Genomic DNA, 16280 nt, shown 5'->3' with positions numbered 1-16280 from the left:
GTGCGCTACGCCAGCGCCCGCCCGAGGACGTACACCGCGGGGGCGGCCAGGGCCAGCGGCAGGGCCACGCCCGCCGTCATGTGCACGAAGCGGGACGGGTAGTCGTAGCTGGCCACCCGCAGGCCGATGAGCGCGCAGCCACCGGCCACCAGGCCCACGAGGGCCCCGGCCGCGCCGAGCCCGGTCAGCCCGCCGGCCGCGATGCCCGCCCCGGCCCCGGCGACGAGCGCCACGACCACGGAGGCGGCGGACGGCAGCGGCAGCGCGCGGGCCAGCGTCGCGAGGGCCACACCGGCGGCACCGGCCACCACCGCGTCCGGAGCGGCGGCGAGGTGGCCCGCGGCCAGCACCGCCAGCGCGGTGGAGGCCAGCCCGGCGGTCAGCGCGTACATCCGCTCGTCGGCGCTGCTGCGGTTGCGCAGTTGCAGGATCAGCACGAACAGGCACCAGACGCCGAGCGTGCCCACGGCGACCAGCGGCGCCTGATGGCTGTCGGTGGCCAGCAGCGCGATGTCCGTGGTCAGCCCGGCGAGGAAGGCCAGCGCGATGCCCTGGCGGGCGGGCCACATCCCGTTGAGCCGGAACCAGCCCGCAGCCGTGACCGCCTGGAGCAGCACCACCGGGACGAACAGCACCGGACGGGCCAGCGGCGCGGTCACCGCCAGGAGCAGCGCGAGGACGGCGGTGATCCCGGCGGGCTGGATGCCCGGCGGAATGATCGGCGACCGGCCCTCGGCCCGGGCCCGCTGGTTGGGGGCGAGACGGGACAGGTCGGGGGCGGGGGTGTCGCCGGTCGCGGGGCCGGAGGGTGCGGGGCCGCCGGTCGACGGGCTGCCTGTAGGGGCGCCCGCGCCTGTGCCCGTGCCTGTGCCGCCCGTGCCGCCCGTCCTGCTGGAGGCCCGGATGCCGTGCTGGGTCGCGGGTCCGTACGCCGGTTCCGGCCCGCCCGTGGAACCCGGGTGCGCCGGGGCCGGGGGGCGTGCGGCGGCACCGGGGGTGTGCGGGGAGCTCTGGGGGTACGCCGCGCCCGCGGGGTCGCGCCGGGGGGCGCGCCCCGTCTGCGGGGGGAGGTAGGCGGTCTCCTCGGCCGCGGAGGCGGCGGAGGCGGCCGAGGCCGTGAAGGCCGCCGGAGCCGCGGCGGGCCCCGAAGCCCCGGGAGCCCCCGGAGGCATTGGCACGCCCCCCGTCGGCGCCCCCGTCGTCGGCGTCTGCGGCAGGTAGGCGGTCTCCTCGGCCGCGGACGGCGGCGGCGCGCCACCGTGCGTGGGCGCCGACCCGTGCGGGGGCGCGGACGCGGGGGGCTGGACCTGCATGTGGTAGCCGGTCTCCCAGGTCGGGGCGGACCAGATCTGCGTCTGCGGGCCGTCGTCGTCGGCGGGCGCGGCCCCGTACGTGCCGGGCCCGGGGGCGGCCGACTGACCGCCGTACGTGGGCTGACTGCCACCGGCCGTGGGCCAGACGGTCTGCTCCGGGGCGTGCGGCTGCCCGGCTTGGGAGTGCTGCGGGTAACCGGGCTGCTGCCCGTAGGGCCGCGCCGGACCGCCACCCGAGGTGTACGGAGTTTCGCCCCCCTGAGAGGCGTACGCGCCCGGCGCCGGGGAGCCGAACCCTTCTGGCGCACCGTAAGAGCCCGGGGAGCCAGGGGGCCCATAGGAGCTCGCCGGGTCGCCGTAGGAACCCGGGTGCCCGCCGTACGTACCGGTCGGCGCCTGCGCCTCGGCCGCGCCGTATGCGCCCGATCCCGGGGCGCCGTAAGCGTCCGGGGCACCGTAGGAGCCCGCCCCGTACCCGTCCGCCGCACCGCCGTACGACCCCTGCGCCCCGGGGGCACCGGACGCACCGTAGGCACCGGACGAATCGGGCCCACCGTACGCACCGGGCGCCGCTCCCGACGCCCCCTGCGTCCCATACGCCCCGGACGCCGCCCCGTACGCCCCGGACGCGTCCTGAGCCCCGTAAGAATCCCGCGCCCCATACGGACGCCCGGAAACCGACCCCGCCCCCGGCCCGTCCCCGTCGCCGCCGTACCCGTGCGGCTGCGGCCGTGACCCGTATTCGCGCTGCTGCGGCTGCTGCTCGTCGTTCATCGTCGCGCTCACCCTCCCGCGAACGGCGGCAGGACCTCGATGGTGCCGCCCTGGACGAGCCGCACCGCCGCGTGGTCGCGGGTGCCCACCGGGTCCCCGTCGACCAGGAAGGAGCAGCGCGTCAGGACGCGGGCGAATTCGGGGTTCGCGCGGTGTGCCTCGCGTGCCGCGTCCAGCGCTTCGGCGAGCGTCGCCGCCGCGTACGGCTCCTCTGCCGTGCCGGCGGCGGCCTTGGCCGCGGCCCAGTAGCGCACGGTGCCAGTTGTTGTCACGGCGGCCTCTTCATCGTGTTCGTCGCGTGTCCCCGTCATGTGCGCCTCCATGATGGCGTACGCGACGGGCGGCTCGGCGACGGGCAAGAACTGGCAAAGCCTCAGCTCCCAGGGCTGACGCAGTACGCAAATTCGATTGTCAGCAGCAGGTGCTCACATAGGCTCGGCGTGTGTTGGTCCGACTCGCCCGGGCGCACCTGCGGCCCCACATGCGCTCGATATCCCTGATCGTCGTCCTTCAACTGGTCCAGACCCTGGCCTCGCTCTACCTCCCCACGCTCAACGCCGACATCATCGACGACGGCGTGATCAAGGGGGACTCCGGCTACATCCTGTCCGTCGGCGGCCTGATGGTGGCCGTCACCCTCCTCCAGATCCTCTGCTCCGTCGGCGCCGTCTATTTCGGTGCCCGCACGGCCATGGCGCTCGGCCGGGACATCCGGTCCGCCGTCTTCGACCGGGTGCAGTCCTTCTCCGCCCGCGAGGTCGGCACGTTCGGCGCCCCGTCGCTGATCACCCGGACCACCAACGACGTCCAGCAGGTCCAGATGCTGGTCCTGATGACGTTCACGATGATGGTCATCGCCCCGATCATGTGCGTCGGCGGCGTGGTCATGGCGCTCAACCAGGACGTGCCGCTCTCGGGCCTCCTCCTGGTGATCGTGCCGGTCCTGGCGATCCTCGTCTCGCTGATCGTCCGCAGGATGCGTCCGCTGTTCCGGACGGTGCAGAAGCGGATCGACACGGTCAACCGGGTGCTGCGGGAGCAGATCACCGGCATCCGCGTCATCCGCGCGTTCGTCCGCGACCGGTACGAACGCGAGCGGTTCGCGGGCGCCAACCGCGACCTGTTCGACGTGTCGATCAAGGCCGGCCGGCTGATGTCGATGATGTTCCCGACGGTCACGCTGATCGTGAACGTCTCCAGCGTCGCCGTGGTGTGGTTCGCCGGGCACCGGATCGAGGACGGCGCGATGGAGATCGGCGCGCTGACCGCGTTCCTCAGCTACCTGATGTACATCTTCATGTCGATCATGATGGCCACCTTCATGATCATGATGCTGCCGCGCGCCGAGGTGTGCGCCGAGCGCATCCAGGAGGTGCTGAACACCGACACCAGCGTCACGCCGCCCGCCGCCCCCGTCACCGAACTGCGCCGGCACGGCGAGCTGGAGCTGCGCGGTGTGGAGTTCCGGTTCCCGGGCGCGGAGGAGCCCGTCCTGAAGGACGTGTCGCTCCTGGCCCGTCCCGGCGAGACCACCGCCGTCATCGGCTCGACCGGCAGCGGCAAGTCCACCCTGCTCGGCCTCGTCCCCCGGCTCTTCGACGCCACGGCCGGGGCGGTGCTGGTGGACGGCGAGGACGTGCGGAACCTGGCCCCCGAGACGCTGGCCCGCGCCATCGGCCTCGTCCCCCAGAAGCCGTATCTCTTCTCCGGCACGGTCGCGACGAACCTGCGGTACGGCAACCCGGACGCCACCGACGACGACCTGTGGCACGCCCTGGAGACCGCCCAGGCCCGCGACTTCGTCGAGCGGATGGAAGGCGGGCTGGACGCGCCCATCGCGCAGGGCGGCAGCAACGTTTCGGGCGGGCAGCGGCAGCGGCTGGCCATCGCCCGCGCCCTGGTCCGCAAGCCCGAGATCTACCTCTTCGACGACTCCTTCTCGGCCCTGGACTACGCCACGGACGCCGCGCTGCGCGCCGCGCTCGCCCGCGAGACCGACCGGGCCACGGTGGTCATCGTCGCCCAGCGCGTCGCCACCATCCGCAACGCCGACCGGATCGTCGTCCTGGACGAGGGCCGGGTCGTCGGCACCGGCACCCACCACGAACTGATGGCGGACAACGAGACCTACCGGGAGATCGTGCTCTCCCAGCTCACCGAGCAGGAGGCGGCATGAGTGCCCCGGCACCCAAACGGAGGGGTCCCGCGCCGGCGGCCGGGATCGGGCGCTTCATGGGCGGCCAGCCCACCGAGAAGTCGATGGACTTCAAGGGCTCCGGCAGACGGCTGATGGGCCAGATGCGCCCGGAGCGCCCGGCCCTCCTGGCCGCGCTGGCGCTCGGCGCGGTGAGCGTGGCGCTGACCGTCGTCGGCCCCAAGGTCCTCGGCCGGGCCACCGACCTGATCGTGGCGGGCATCATCGGGCGGCAGCTCCCCTCCGGCGTCACCAAGGCCGAGGCGGCGGCCCACCTGCGCGAACAGGGCCAGGGCGGGCTGGCCGACCTGCTCCGCACCATGCCCGTCGTCCCCGGCCAGGGCATCGACTTCGACGCGGTCGGCACCGTCCTGCTGTGGGTGCTGCTGATCTACGTCGCCGCCTCGGTCCTCGGCTTCCTCCAGGCCCGCATCGCCACCAGCGTCGTCCAGCGCACCGTCCTGCGGCTGCGCGACCAGGTGGAGGAGAAGCTCGCCCGGCTGCCCCTGAGCTACTTCGACAAGCAGCCGCGCGGCGAGGTGCTCTCCCGCGCCACCAACGACATCGACAACATCGCGCAGACGCTCCAGCAGACCCTCAGCCAGATCGTCTCCTCGCTGCTGACGATCGTGGGCGTGCTGGTGATGATGTTCTGGATCTCGCCGCTGCTGGCGCTGGTCGCGCTGGTGACGGTGCCGGTGTCGGTGATCGTCGCCACGAAGGTCGGCAAGCGGGCGCAGCCGCAGTTCGTCCAGCAGTGGGCGACCACCGGCAAGCTCAACGCGCACATCGAGGAGATGTACACCGGGCACTCCCTGGTGAAGGTCTTCGGGCGGGAGAAGGAATCCGCCGAACTGTTCCGGCGCGAGAACGAGGCGCTGTACCAGGCGGGCTTCAAGGCCCAGTTCATCTCCGGGGTCATCCAGCCCGCGATGGTCTTCATCGGCAACCTGAACTACGTCCTGGTCGCCGTGGTCGGCGGGCTGCGGGTGGCGTCGGGCGCGCTGTCCATCGGCGACGTGCAGGCCTTCGTCCAGTACTCGCGCCAGTTCAGCCAGCCGCTCGGCCAGGTCGCCTCCATGGCGAACCTCGTCCAGTCCGGCGTCGCCTCCGCCGAGCGGGTCTTCGACCTGCTGGACGCCGAGGAGCAGCGCCCGGACGCGGACGAGCCGGCCCGGCCCGAGCACGTCCGCGGCGAGGTCCGCTTCGAGAAGGTCTCCTTCCGCTACGAGGCGGACAAGCCGCTCATCGAGGACCTGTCGCTGGCGGTCCGCCCCGGCCAGACGGTCGCCATCGTCGGCCCGACCGGCGCCGGCAAGACGACGCTGGTCAACCTGCTCATGCGGTTCTACGAGGTGACCGGCGGCCGGATCACGCTGGACGGCGTGGACATCGCCGCGATGTCCCGCGAGGAGCTGCGGGCCAACATCGGCATGGTGCTCCAGGACACCTGGCTCTTCGGCGGCACGATCGCCGAGAACATCGCGTACGGCGCGCCCGAGGGCACGTCCATGGACAAGATCGTCGAGGCGGCCCGCGCCACGCACGTCGACCGCTTCGTCCGCACCCTGCCCGACGGCTATGACACGGTGCTCGACGACGAGGGCGCCAACGTCTCGGTCGGCGAGAAGCAGCTCATCACCATCGCGCGGGCCTTCCTGGCCGAGCCCGCCATCCTCGTCCTGGACGAGGCCACCAGCTCGGTCGACACCCGCACGGAAGTCCTGATACAGCACGCGATGGGCCGCCTCCGCACCGGCCGCACCAGCTTCGTCATCGCCCACCGGCTGTCCACGATCCGCGACGCGGACGTCATCCTCGTCATGGAATCCGGCTCCATCGTGGAACAGGGCTCCCACGAGGAGCTGCTGGCGGCGGATGGGGCGTACGCGCGGCTGTACGCGGCGCAATTCGCGGAGGCGGTGGCCGAGACGGAGTGAGTTTGGGGGCCCGGCCCCCGGCCCGTCCGGGGCGCCGGCCCCGGGCCCCGGGCGGGGTGCCCTGGCGGGGCGGTGGCTTTGAAAGGTTCGCGTTCCGACTGGTCGAGGATGACGCCCGCAAATTCCAGCCCGTCCGGCGTTTGAGGACAACGCTTCCGGCGTTCACCGGACCCCGAATCACCCGCCACTTGTTCCCGCGCCCCGGGGGCGAGCGCCAAATTTCAGCCCGTCCGGCGATTGAGGACAACGCCGCCCGGCGTTTACCGGGTCCCCAATCACTCGTCCCTCACCGCCGAGCCTGCCCCCGCGTGCCCGGGGTCGTTGGGTGGGTGCTGGATGATTTTGAGACCGGTGAACGCCGGGGCGTTGTCCTCAATCGCCGGACGGGCTGGATTTTGCGGGCGTCGTCCGTGGCCGTCAGGCCGGTGGTGGTGCGGGTCTTGTCCTCAAGCGCCGGACGGGCTTGTTTTTGCGGCCACCGTCCTTGATCAGCGGGCGGGCTGGGTTTTGCGGGCGTCGTCCGTGGCCGTCAGGCCGGTGGTGGTGCGGGTCTTGTCCTCAATCGCCGGACAGGCTGGAAAACGCGCGCGCTGTCCCCGGCCGTCAGGCCGGATCGGTGGTGCGGGCCTCGTCCTCAAGCGCCGGACGGGCTGGAAGGTGCTGCGCCGCCCAATCCGCAATCCGCGACAGCAGCACCGCAGGCGCCGCGTTCTCCGCGTGGCCGAAGCCGCGCTCCAGCCAGAGCTCGCTGGTCGAGGGATCGGCGGCGGCCATCAGCATCCGGGGATGATCAACCGGAAAGTACGGGTCCCGATCACCGTGCACCACCAACAACGGCGTCGGCGCGATCAGAGGAACCGCGGCGACAGGGGAGAGGGGGACGGGGTCCCACTCCTCCGCATGGATGCGGGTGCGGAGTCCCACCCGCCCCACGAGCCGCCCGGCGGGCCGGGTCACGACCCAGTGCAGACGGCGCATCGAGGGCGTGCCCCGGTAGAACCACCGGGCCGGCGCGCTGACGGCCGCCACCATGTCGGTGTGCGCACCAATGCGCCCCTCGTGCTCCCGCCGATACAGCGCGGCGTGTCGCAACACTACGGACCCGCCCATGGAGAAACCGACGGTGGCCACGTCACGGTGCCCGAGCATCCGTGCCCATCGCACCGCCGCGGCCAGGTCCAGCACCTCGCGGTCGCCGACCGTGGACCGTCCGCCGGAGTTCCCGTGCCCCCGAAACGAAAACGTGATCACGGCCGCACGCTGGGCGAACACCGCCGCCGCCCGGCGCACGGCGGGGCGCTCCAGGGCGCCGGTGAACCCGTGTGCGAGAACCACCGCGAGCCCGTGCGCCGGTGCCGCGCCGGGCGTGGCGCAGGGCTCGTACGCCGCCTCGATGCGCACCCCGTCGTCTGTCAACAGAGCAGAGCGGCGGCCACCTGAAGTGATCGACGGAACACAAGATCGCGCAAAATCGGCCTCGGGTCCGGAAGTCATGTGGGCTATTCTGCTGGGCAAGAAGGATCCGGGCAGCGTTGCCCCCGGGTCCTTTTGTGCTTTCAGACGCCCCGCGCGGATGAGCGCACGCGTGCTCCAGGGTGCCCCGGCCCCCGAAAGCGCCCAAGCTGGACGATGTGTGCTGAACCGCACAGCACACCGCGTGCGGGCCGGGCGCCGGACCGGACCAGGGCGCCGGAGCGGGACGGAGCCCGCGACCGTACGAAGCAGTGCCGCATACTCCCCAGGCCGGGCCTGGGCGGTGCCCCCACGCAGGGACCGAGGAGGAACCGACGTCATGGGCAAGCGAAGCGTGCAGGACAACCCACACCTCACCAGGGCGACGGGGGAAGGTGGTCGGCAGTGAGTTCGCTGCTGCTCCTGACCAACGCGCTGCAGCCGTCGGCGGAGGTGCTGCCCGCGCTCGGCCTGCTGCTGCACAGCGTGCGGGTCGCCCCCGCCGAGGGCCCGGCGCTGGTCGACACCCCCGGAGCCGACGTCATACTGATCGACGGCCGGCGGGACCTCCCGCACGTGCGTTCCCTGTGCCAGCTCCTGCGGTCCACCGGCCCGGGGTGCCCCCTGATCCTGATCGTGACGGAGGGCGGGCTGGCCGCTGTCACCGCCGACTGGGGCATCGACGACGTGCTGCTCGACACCGCGGGCCCCGCCGAGGTCGAGGCCCGGCTGCGGCTGGCCACCGGCCGCCAGCAGATCACCGACGACGGCCCCACGGAGATCCGCACCGGCGACCTCTCGGTGGACGAGGCCACCTACAGCGCCAAGCTCAAGGGCCGGGTCCTGGACCTGACCTTCAAGGAGTTCGAGCTGCTGAAGTACCTGGCCCAGCACCCGGGCCGGGTCTTCACCCGCGCCCAGCTCCTCCAGGAGGTCTGGGGCTACGACTACTTCGGCGGCACGCGGACGGTGGACGTGCACGTGCGGCGGCTGCGGGCCAAGCTCGGGCCGGAGCACGAGGCGCTGATCGGCACCGTCCGCAACGTCGGCTACCGCTTCGTCCTGCCGGAGAAGGTGGAACGCGCGGCGGAGGCCAAGGAGCGCGAGCAGCGCGAGCAGCGGGAGCAGGAGCGCGCCGCGCGCCAGAAGGACGCCGAACGACGGCAGGCCGGGGCTTCCGGGCCCTCCGGCGCGACCGCCGCCCACACCGCCCCCGCCGCCGACGCGGGGGCGGCGGCCGGGACGGCGGTCGGGACGGACGCGGGCCTCGCGTCCGGGACCGGCTCCGGCACCGGGTCCGTGGCCGCGCTCAACGGCCTCCCCCTGGGCGCCAAGGCCGTGGCCGCCCGATCGGCCAAGGGGTAGGACGAGGAGGAGCCCGCGTCCGGATCGGCCCAGGGCTGACCCTCGTCCGGATCAGCCAAGAGACAGCCTGGGCCCGGATCGGCCAAGGGCTGACCCGCATCCGGACCGGCCAAGGAATGGCGCGTGTCCGGCAGTTCCCCGCGGGCGCTGCCGGACACGGTGACGCGCCACCCGCGTAGACTGCCGCGCGTGGCCAAGGTGACGCGGGATGATGTGGCAAGGCTGGCGGGGACGTCCACCGCCGTCGTCAGTTACGTCATCAACAACGGACCGAGGCCGGTCGCCCCGGCCACGCGCGAGCGGGTGCTCGCCGCGATCAAGGAGCTGGGCTACCGGCCGGACCGCGTCGCGCAGGCGATGGCCTCCCGCCGCACCGACCTCATAGGACTGATCGTCCCGGACGCCCGGCAGCCCTTCTTCGGCGAGATGGCACACGCGGTCGAACGGGCCGCCGCCGAGCGCGGCAAGATGGTGCTGGTCGGCAACTCCGACTACCTCGCCGAACGCGAGCTGCACTACCTGCGCGCCTTCCTGGGCATGCGGGTCGCCGGGCTCATCCTGATCAGCCAGGGCCTGAGCGACCTGGCGGCGGCCGAGATAGAGGCGTGGGACGCCCGGGTGGTGCTCATGCACGAGCGCCCCGAGGCGATCGACGAATTCGCGGTGATGACGGACGATTTGGGCGGCGCCCAGCTCGCCACCCGCCACCTCCTGGAGCACGGGCACCCGTACGTGGCCTGCCTCGGCGGCACGGAGGACACCCCCACCGTCGGCGACCCGGTGGCCGACCACGTCGAGGGCTGGCGCCGGGCCATGCGCGAGGCCGGGAAGAGCATCGAGGGCCGCCTGTTCCAGGCCCCGTACGACCGGTACGAGGCGTACCAGGTCGCGCTGAAGCTGCTCTCCGGGCCCGACCGACCCCCGGCCATCATGTGCGCCACCGACGACCAGGCGATCGGCCTGCTGCGGGCGGCCCGCGAACTGCGCATCGACGTGCCCGGCGAGCTGGCCGTCGCCGGTTTCGACGACGTGAAGGAAGCGGCCCTGACCGACCCGCCGCTGACCACGGTGGCCTCCGACCGGGAGGCGATGGCCCGGGCGGCCGTCGATCTGGTGCTGGACGACGCCCTGCGGGTGGTCGGCTCCCGGCGTGAGCGGCTGCGGCAGTTCCCGTCCCGGCTGGTCGTCCGCAGGTCCTGCGGCTGCGGGACCTGACCCGTCCCGTTGAGCTTGAGCTGCTCTTCCTTATACCGGGCATACCCACTTCTGTCGGGCCTCTCAGGGTGCTCTCAGGCGGTTCTCATGCACGGCTCGCACAGTCGTAGACATGACGGAGAACTACCGCCGGAGCGGCGACGCGACAGCCCAGGGGCAGGACTCCCGGGGGCAGTGGAACGAGCGGCAGGGGACGCCGGAGCCGATGACGGCCCGGCAGGGCGGGATCGATCCGCGCGGTCGGCAGCCGGGCGGCCCGGGTGAGCAAAAGCCCGCGACCGGCCAGGTGCCCGGTCAGGGCGAGGGTGCCGCCCCCGGCTTCGCCCCCATGCCCCCTGGCGGATACGCCGGGTTCGGCAGCGCGGGCGGCCCCGGAGGCCCCGCGTTCCCGCCCCCGCCGCCCTACCCGCCCGCCGGCGCGCCCGGCGAGGGCGGCGGGTCGCGCCGCCGGTGGCGCAAACCGGCCGTCCTGATCGCGGCAGTGGCCCTGGCCTCTGGCCTGATCGGCGGCGGCAGCGCCGCGCTGATCGCGGGCAGCGCCTTCGACGGCAACGGCGATGTCTCCACCCCCGTCGTGAACGCCGGGAAGACCGGTGACAGCGGGGTCGCGGCGGTGGCCAAGGCGGTCATGCCGGCCATCGTGGAGATATCGGCGCGGACGGACACCGGCCGGTCCACCGGCTCCGGGGTCGTCGTCACCAGTGACGGTGAGATCATCACGAACAACCACGTGGTGGCGGGCGCCGACACCGTGACCGTCAGGTTCAGCGACGGCAGCACGAAGACCGCCGACGTCGTCGGCACCGACCCGAACAAGGACCTGGCTCTGGTCAAGGTCAAGGGCGCCAAGGGGCTGAAGACCGCCGCGCTCGGCAACTCGGACGACCTCGCGGTGGGCGACCAGGTCGTGGCGATCGGTTCGCCGGAGGGGCTCACCGGCTCGGTGACCAGCGGCATCGTCTCCGCCCTCAACCGCGAGGTGACCGTCCCCAAGAACGAGACCCAGCCCCCCGAGCAGAACCGGGGCCTGCCGCAGTGGCCGTTCTCGTTCGGCGGCAACGAGTACAACGGCGACACCGGCTCGTCCACGACCTCCTACAAGGCCATCCAGACGGACGCCTCGCTCAACCCCGGCAACTCCGGCGGCGCGCTGATCAACATGCGCGGCCAGGTCATCGGCATCAACTCGGCGATGTACTCGCCCGCTTCGGCCGCCAGCAGCAGCTCGGCGGGCAGCGTCGGCCTCGGGTTCGCCATCCCGATCAACACCGTCAAGGACGACCTCAAGGCCCTGCGCGGCGGGGGCGGCAGCGGGAACGTGTGACGAGCACTTCGGGGCCGCGTTGCCGTCCTTGTCGTGCCAGACGGCCCCGTCGGGATGGTGCAGCGACGCCCACCGCCCCGCCCCCGTCCGCCGACGCCCCGGTGTACGCATCCGGGCGAGGGACGCGGTCCCGCCCGGCCGCCCACCGCCGCTACGGGGGCGGCAGCGGGAACGTGTGACGAGGGCCCCGGGGCCGGGCACGCCACACCCACCGCCCCGCCCCCGCCCGACGACACCCCGGCGTGCGAATCTGGCCGGGGGACGCCGGTCCCGTCCGGCCGCCCCGCCGTCCACCGTCCACCGCACCCCGAGGTAGCCACACCGATGAGTCCCGCCGAGCACGGTGACCAGCCCGCCCGCATCCTGATCGTCGACGACGAGCCCGCCGTCCGCGAGGCGCTGCAACGTTCGCTGGCCTTCGAGGGGTACGGGACCGAGCAGGCCGTGGACGGGCTGGACGCCCTCGACAAGGTCGCGTCCTACGATCCCGAGCTGATCGTGCTGGACGTCCTGATGCCCCGGATGGACGGGCTCACCGCCGCCCGGCGGCTGCGCGCGCAGGGCGTGACCGTGCCGATCCTGATGCTCACCGCCCGCGACACGGTCGGCGACCGGGTCACCGGTCTGGACGCCGGTGCCGACGACTACCTCGTCAAGCCGTTCGAGCTGGACGAGCTGCTGGCCCGCATCCGGGCCCTGCTGCGGCGCAGCTCCTACGCGGCGGCGGCCGGCGCCCAGCCCACCGACAGCGACGTCCTGTCCTTCGCCGACCTGCGAATGAATCTGGCGACCCGCGAGGTCACGCGCGGCGGGCGGCCGGTGGAGCTGACCCGTACGGAGTTCACGCTGCTGGAGATGTTCCTCGCGCACCCGCGCCAGGTGCTCACACGTGAGCAGATCCTCAAGGCGGTGTGGGGCTTCGACTTCGAGCCGACGTCCAATTCGCTGGACGTGTACGTGATGTACCTGCGCCGCAAGACGGAGGCGGGCGGCGAGCCCCGGCTCGTGCACACGATGCGCGGTGTCGGGTACGTCCTGCGGACCGACGGCGGGACGGAATGAGCACGGGAGACGACGCGGGCACGGTTTCACACGAGCCCCCGGCCACCGCCCCGCACGAGCCCCCGGCGGCTCCCAGCTTCCGTCAGCGCCTCGTCCGCCGCTACCGGAGGCTCCCCCTCCGCTCCCGCCTGGCGATGCTCACCGCCGTGGCCGTCGCGTTCGCCGTCGCCGCCTCGGCCGCCGCCTGCTGGCTGATCACCCGCGACCGGCTGGTCGAGCAGTTGGACAGCACGCTGACCAACGTGAAGGTCACGGACGACTACGTACGGGCCCTGGACGCCGCGTGCTCGGGAACCGCCCGGCTGGACTTCCCGACCCCGTACACCATCCAGCTCGTCTCCCCGAGCGGGACGACGTGCACCTCACCGGGGAAGTCCGTCATCCCGGCGCAGCCCTCGGACGCGGCGGTGGCCGCCGGCGCGATGCGGAGCGTCGTCCACACCACGCGGGCCAAGGACGGCAAGGAGATGCGCGTCTTCACCGTCCGTTACGACAACGCGGTGCCGGACATCCTGGGTGGCGGCAGCCGGATGGCGGTCTCCGTCGCCACGCCCATGAACCAGGTCACCGACCCGCTCAACCAGCTCGCGCTGGTGCTGCTGATCGTCGCCGGGATCGGGGTGATCGGCGCGGCCACGGCCGGGCTGTGGGTCGCCCGCGCGGGCCTGAAGCCGGTGGACCGGCTGACTGCCGCCGTCGAACACGTCGCGCGCACCGAGGACCTGACGATCCGCATCCCCGTCGACGGCGAGGACGAGATCGCCCGGCTCTCCCGCTCCTTCAACTCCATGACCGCCGCCCTCGCCTCCTCCCGCGACCTGCAACAACAGCTCATCGCCGACGCCGGTCACGAGCTGCGCACCCCGCTCACCTCGCTCCGCACCAACGTCGACCTGCTGGTGCGCAGCGAACGCTCGGGCCGCCAGCTCCCGCCCGACGACCGGGACGCCCTCCTGACCTCGGTGAAGGCCCAGATGGGTGAGCTGGCCGCGCTGATCGGCGATCTCCAGGAACTCTCCCGGGCGCCCGAGGCCGGTCCCGGCGGCGGCGCGGCGCTGCGGGTGGTGGCGCTGCACGAGATCGCGGGCGCCGCGCTGGAACGCGCCCGGCTGCGCGGCCCGTCGCTGACCCTCACCGCGTCGCTCGACCCGTGGTACGTACGCGCCGAACCGGCCGCATTGGAGCGGGCGGTGGTCAATCTCCTCGACAACGCGGTCAAGTTCAGTCCGGCGGGCGGCACGGTGGAGGTCCGGCTGACGAACGGCGAACTCGTCGTCCGCGACCACGGCCCCGGCATCCCCGCCGACGAACTCCCGCACGTCTTCGAACGCTTCTGGCGCTCGCCCTCCGCCCGCAGCCTCCCCGGCAGCGGCCTCGGCCTGTCGATCGTCGCCCGCACGGTCCACCAGTCGGGCGGCACCGTCCAGTTGCGCCCAGCGGCGGACGGCGACGGCATGGAGGCGGTACTGCGGCTGCCGGGCGCGGCGACGCCGCCACCGTCGGATATGCCGGGGAGATAGGGCCGCCCACCTGCCGAAGTCGCGGTCACGGCACCCGGGTTGGAAATTCCGCGCGCCGCGTGCGTGCTGGGGTGTACAGATGGCGCACCGGGCAATGGTGATCATCCGCCGTCCGTGTCACCGGCAGCACACCCGCTCCCCCTACCGAAGGGCCCACCATGATCGTTGTCACCGGAGCGACCGGCAACATCGGCCGCGACCTCGTCGGCCGCCTCGTCGAGCAGGGCGCCCCCGTACGCGCCCTGACCCGCAACCCCGAACGCGCCGGACTCCCGGCCGGCGTCGAGACGATACGGGCCGACCTGACGGACCCCGCCTCCCTGGAACCCGCCCTCCAGGGCGCCGACGCCGTCTTCCTCAACCACGCGGCGGGCGGCGAACGCGGCACCGACCTGCTGGTCGAGGCCGCCGTCCGCGCGGGCGTCCGCCGGATCGTCTTCAACTCCTCGCTCGCCGTCACCGACACTCCGGCCGACGACGAGAACTTCATCGCCCGCATGCACGCCACGGCCGAGCGCGTGATCCGCGCGTCCGGGCTGGAGTTCACCTTCATCCGGGGCGGCATGTACGCGAGCAACACCCTGGAATGGGCCGAGGCGATCCGGACGGCCGGGACGGTACGCCTGCCGCACCCGGGCGCCACGGGCGCACCCGTCCACGAGACCGACCTCGCGGAGCTCGCGGCCCTGGCCCTCCTCGACCGCGACGGCACCCACGCCGGACAGACCTACGTCGTCACGGGCCCGGAAGGCATCACGATGGAGGAACAGGTCGCCGAGATCGGCCGCGTCATCGGCCGCCCCCTCACCGTCGAGAAGATCACCCCCGAGGAGGCCGCCGAGGGAATGACCCTCTCCGGCGTCCCGAAGGAACTCGCCCTGACCCTCATCGGCTACTTCGGCTCCACGGTGGGCACGAAGCCGCAGGTCACCGACACCTTCGAACGCCTCACCGGCCGCCCGCCGCACTCGTTCGCCGAGTGGGCGCGGGATCATGCGGGGGACTTCCGCTGAGGTGATCGCGGGAGCGGGTTGCTGCCGCACGAGGCAGCAACCCGTTCACGGCCCGGACGGGGAACCCTCCGCCGCCTCCACGATCAGCAACGTCCCCCGGCTCCCCGACCGCACCGCGTGCGGCACCCCGGCCGGGACCCGGCACAGACTCCCGGCCGGCACCGACACCGGCTCGTCCCCGAGCGTCAGCTCCAAGACGCCATCGACCACCACGAGGATTTCGTCCGCCGTGTGGCTCTCCTCCACCACCGGCATCTCATCCATCCGCAGCACCTTCACCCAGGCGCCCGCCACCTCGCCCACTATGCGCGAGCTCCACGCCTGCGGGAGAGCGTCCGTGAATGCACCCAGGTCAAGGGCCGTCATGCCGTTCCTCCATTGATTGCCGCATTCGGTTTTCCGTACGACGTTCCGTACGACGCGGAGGAACCTACCGGCGACGGAAGGGTGGTTGGCTGACCGTTCGGCAAAGATCGACGAACCGTTCTGCCAGGTCAGCGGTGGAGGGTTCGGTCTCTCACGCGGCGACGCCGAACGCCTCCCGTTCGGGCAGCAGCTCGAACCACAGCAGCTTCCCCGCCATGCCGAAGAGTTCTTCGCCGAGCGCGTAGCCGCCCCAGTTCGCGGCGCAGAGGCGTACGAGCAGCAGCCCGCGCCCCGACTCGGCATCGAGCGCCAGACTCGTGCCGCATGGACCGAGCAGGTCGACGGGTGGGCGGTCGAAGGGCGCCGGGATGACGGGGTTGGTGTCGCACACGCTGATGCGCAGGCGGTCGGGGGACAGGCCGCGTACGCGCAGTGAGGCGGGGCCGTTGGAGTGGAGGTAGGCGTTCGTGACCAATTCGCTGGTCAAGAGGGTTGCGGTGGCGGTGAGTTCGTCCAGGTTGTAGTGGTCGAGCAGGGCCCGGACGATGGCTCGCGCGATGCGGGCGGAGCCGGGGTCGTGGGGGAGTTGGAGTGTGTACGCCCAGGGTTTGGCGGGCGATACGGTGGCCATGAAGCGCTCCTATCGGAGGAGGTCGTGGGTGGTGTGACTCACACCACGAACACGGTATATAAGTGCTTAGAAGTCGCTCCGCTAGGACCTTAAATAACCCCCATATGGGTG

Annotated in this window: 12 protein-coding genes and 1 pseudogene; 8 read left to right on the top strand and 5 right to left on the bottom strand. The window is 72.5% G+C overall.

Features of this window, described 5'->3' with window-relative positions:
- Window positions 1-5: 5 nt before the first annotated feature.
- Both ABZX96_RS09200 and ABZX96_RS09195 read right to left on the bottom strand, forming a co-directional pair.
- Window positions 6-2087: a hypothetical protein gene (locus ABZX96_RS09200; RefSeq protein WP_355540356.1), complete on the bottom strand. Its 2082-nt coding sequence runs from the start codon at window positions 2085-2087 to the stop codon at window positions 6-8.
- An 8-nt stretch (window positions 2088-2095) separates the two neighbouring features.
- Entirely contained in the window at window positions 2096-2398 is a 303-nt protein-coding gene (locus tag ABZX96_RS09195) for a MoaD/ThiS family protein (RefSeq protein ID WP_355540353.1), read from the bottom strand.
- A gap of 131 nt (window positions 2399-2529) precedes the next feature.
- On the opposite strand from ABZX96_RS09195, the gene ABZX96_RS09190 reads away from it, so the two are divergent.
- Both ABZX96_RS09190 and ABZX96_RS09185 read left to right on the top strand, forming a co-directional pair.
- Window positions 2530-4263 (top strand): ABC transporter ATP-binding protein, encoded by a 1734-nt coding sequence (locus tag ABZX96_RS09190; protein WP_355540350.1) that lies wholly within the window; start codon window positions 2530-2532, stop codon window positions 4261-4263.
- Window positions 4260-6221 carry an ABC transporter ATP-binding protein gene (locus tag ABZX96_RS09185; protein ID WP_355540347.1) on the top strand — a complete coding sequence of 654 codons (1962 nt, stop codon included), beginning with the start codon at window positions 4260-4262 and terminating at the stop codon, window positions 6219-6221. Before ABZX96_RS09190 ends, ABZX96_RS09185 begins: the two co-directional genes overlap by 4 nt.
- 603 nt (window positions 6222-6824) lie before the next feature.
- Here the strand turns inward: ABZX96_RS09185 and ABZX96_RS09180 are convergent.
- The gene (locus ABZX96_RS09180) at window positions 6825-7715 is read right to left on the bottom strand and encodes an alpha/beta fold hydrolase (protein WP_355540344.1); all 891 of its coding nucleotides are present in this window, start codon (window positions 7713-7715) and stop codon (window positions 6825-6827) included.
- A gap of 363 nt (window positions 7716-8078) precedes the next feature.
- On the opposite strand from ABZX96_RS09180, the pseudogene ABZX96_RS09175 reads away from it, so the two are divergent.
- The 6 genes and pseudogenes from ABZX96_RS09175 to ABZX96_RS09150 form a co-directional block, all read left to right on the top strand.
- Window positions 8079-8822: pseudogene (locus ABZX96_RS09175) on the top strand (response regulator transcription factor); the annotation flags it as partial.
- A gap of 405 nt (window positions 8823-9227) precedes the next feature.
- Window positions 9228-10253, top strand: a complete 1026-nt coding sequence (locus tag ABZX96_RS09170) for a LacI family DNA-binding transcriptional regulator (protein WP_355540538.1) — start codon at window positions 9228-9230, stop codon at window positions 10251-10253.
- Between the two features lie 112 nt (window positions 10254-10365).
- Window positions 10366-11577 (top strand): trypsin-like peptidase domain-containing protein, encoded by a 1212-nt coding sequence (locus ABZX96_RS09165; protein WP_355540341.1) that lies wholly within the window; start codon window positions 10366-10368, stop codon window positions 11575-11577.
- Between the two features lie 324 nt (window positions 11578-11901).
- Window positions 11902-12639: a response regulator transcription factor gene (locus ABZX96_RS09160; RefSeq protein ID WP_355540338.1), complete on the top strand. Its 738-nt coding sequence runs from the start codon at window positions 11902-11904 to the stop codon at window positions 12637-12639.
- Window positions 12636-14159, top strand: coding sequence for a HAMP domain-containing sensor histidine kinase (locus ABZX96_RS09155; protein ID WP_355540335.1), 1524 nt, complete (start codon window positions 12636-12638; stop codon window positions 14157-14159). The genes ABZX96_RS09160 and ABZX96_RS09155 overlap by 4 nt, the downstream gene beginning before the upstream one ends.
- A gap of 158 nt (window positions 14160-14317) precedes the next feature.
- Window positions 14318-15172, top strand: coding sequence for an NAD(P)H-binding protein (locus ABZX96_RS09150; RefSeq protein WP_355540333.1), 855 nt, complete (start codon window positions 14318-14320; stop codon window positions 15170-15172).
- 45 nt (window positions 15173-15217) lie between these two features.
- Here the strand turns inward: ABZX96_RS09150 and ABZX96_RS09145 are convergent, their stop codons facing one another.
- Both ABZX96_RS09145 and ABZX96_RS09140 read right to left on the bottom strand, forming a co-directional pair.
- Entirely contained in the window at window positions 15218-15538 is a 321-nt protein-coding gene (locus tag ABZX96_RS09145; RefSeq protein WP_355540331.1) for a cupin domain-containing protein, read from the bottom strand.
- 151 nt (window positions 15539-15689) lie between these two features.
- Window positions 15690-16169: an ATP-binding protein gene (locus tag ABZX96_RS09140; protein WP_355540329.1), complete on the bottom strand. Its 480-nt coding sequence runs from the start codon at window positions 16167-16169 to the stop codon at window positions 15690-15692.
- Window positions 16170-16280 lie beyond the last annotated feature (111 nt).

The organism is Streptomyces sp. NPDC003077 (genome assembly GCF_040611095.1).
GTDB lineage: Bacteria > Actinomycetota > Actinomycetes > Streptomycetales > Streptomycetaceae > Streptomyces.
The sequence above is the reverse complement of the archived record's forward strand: the minus strand, read 5'-3'. Positions and strand labels throughout refer to the sequence as shown.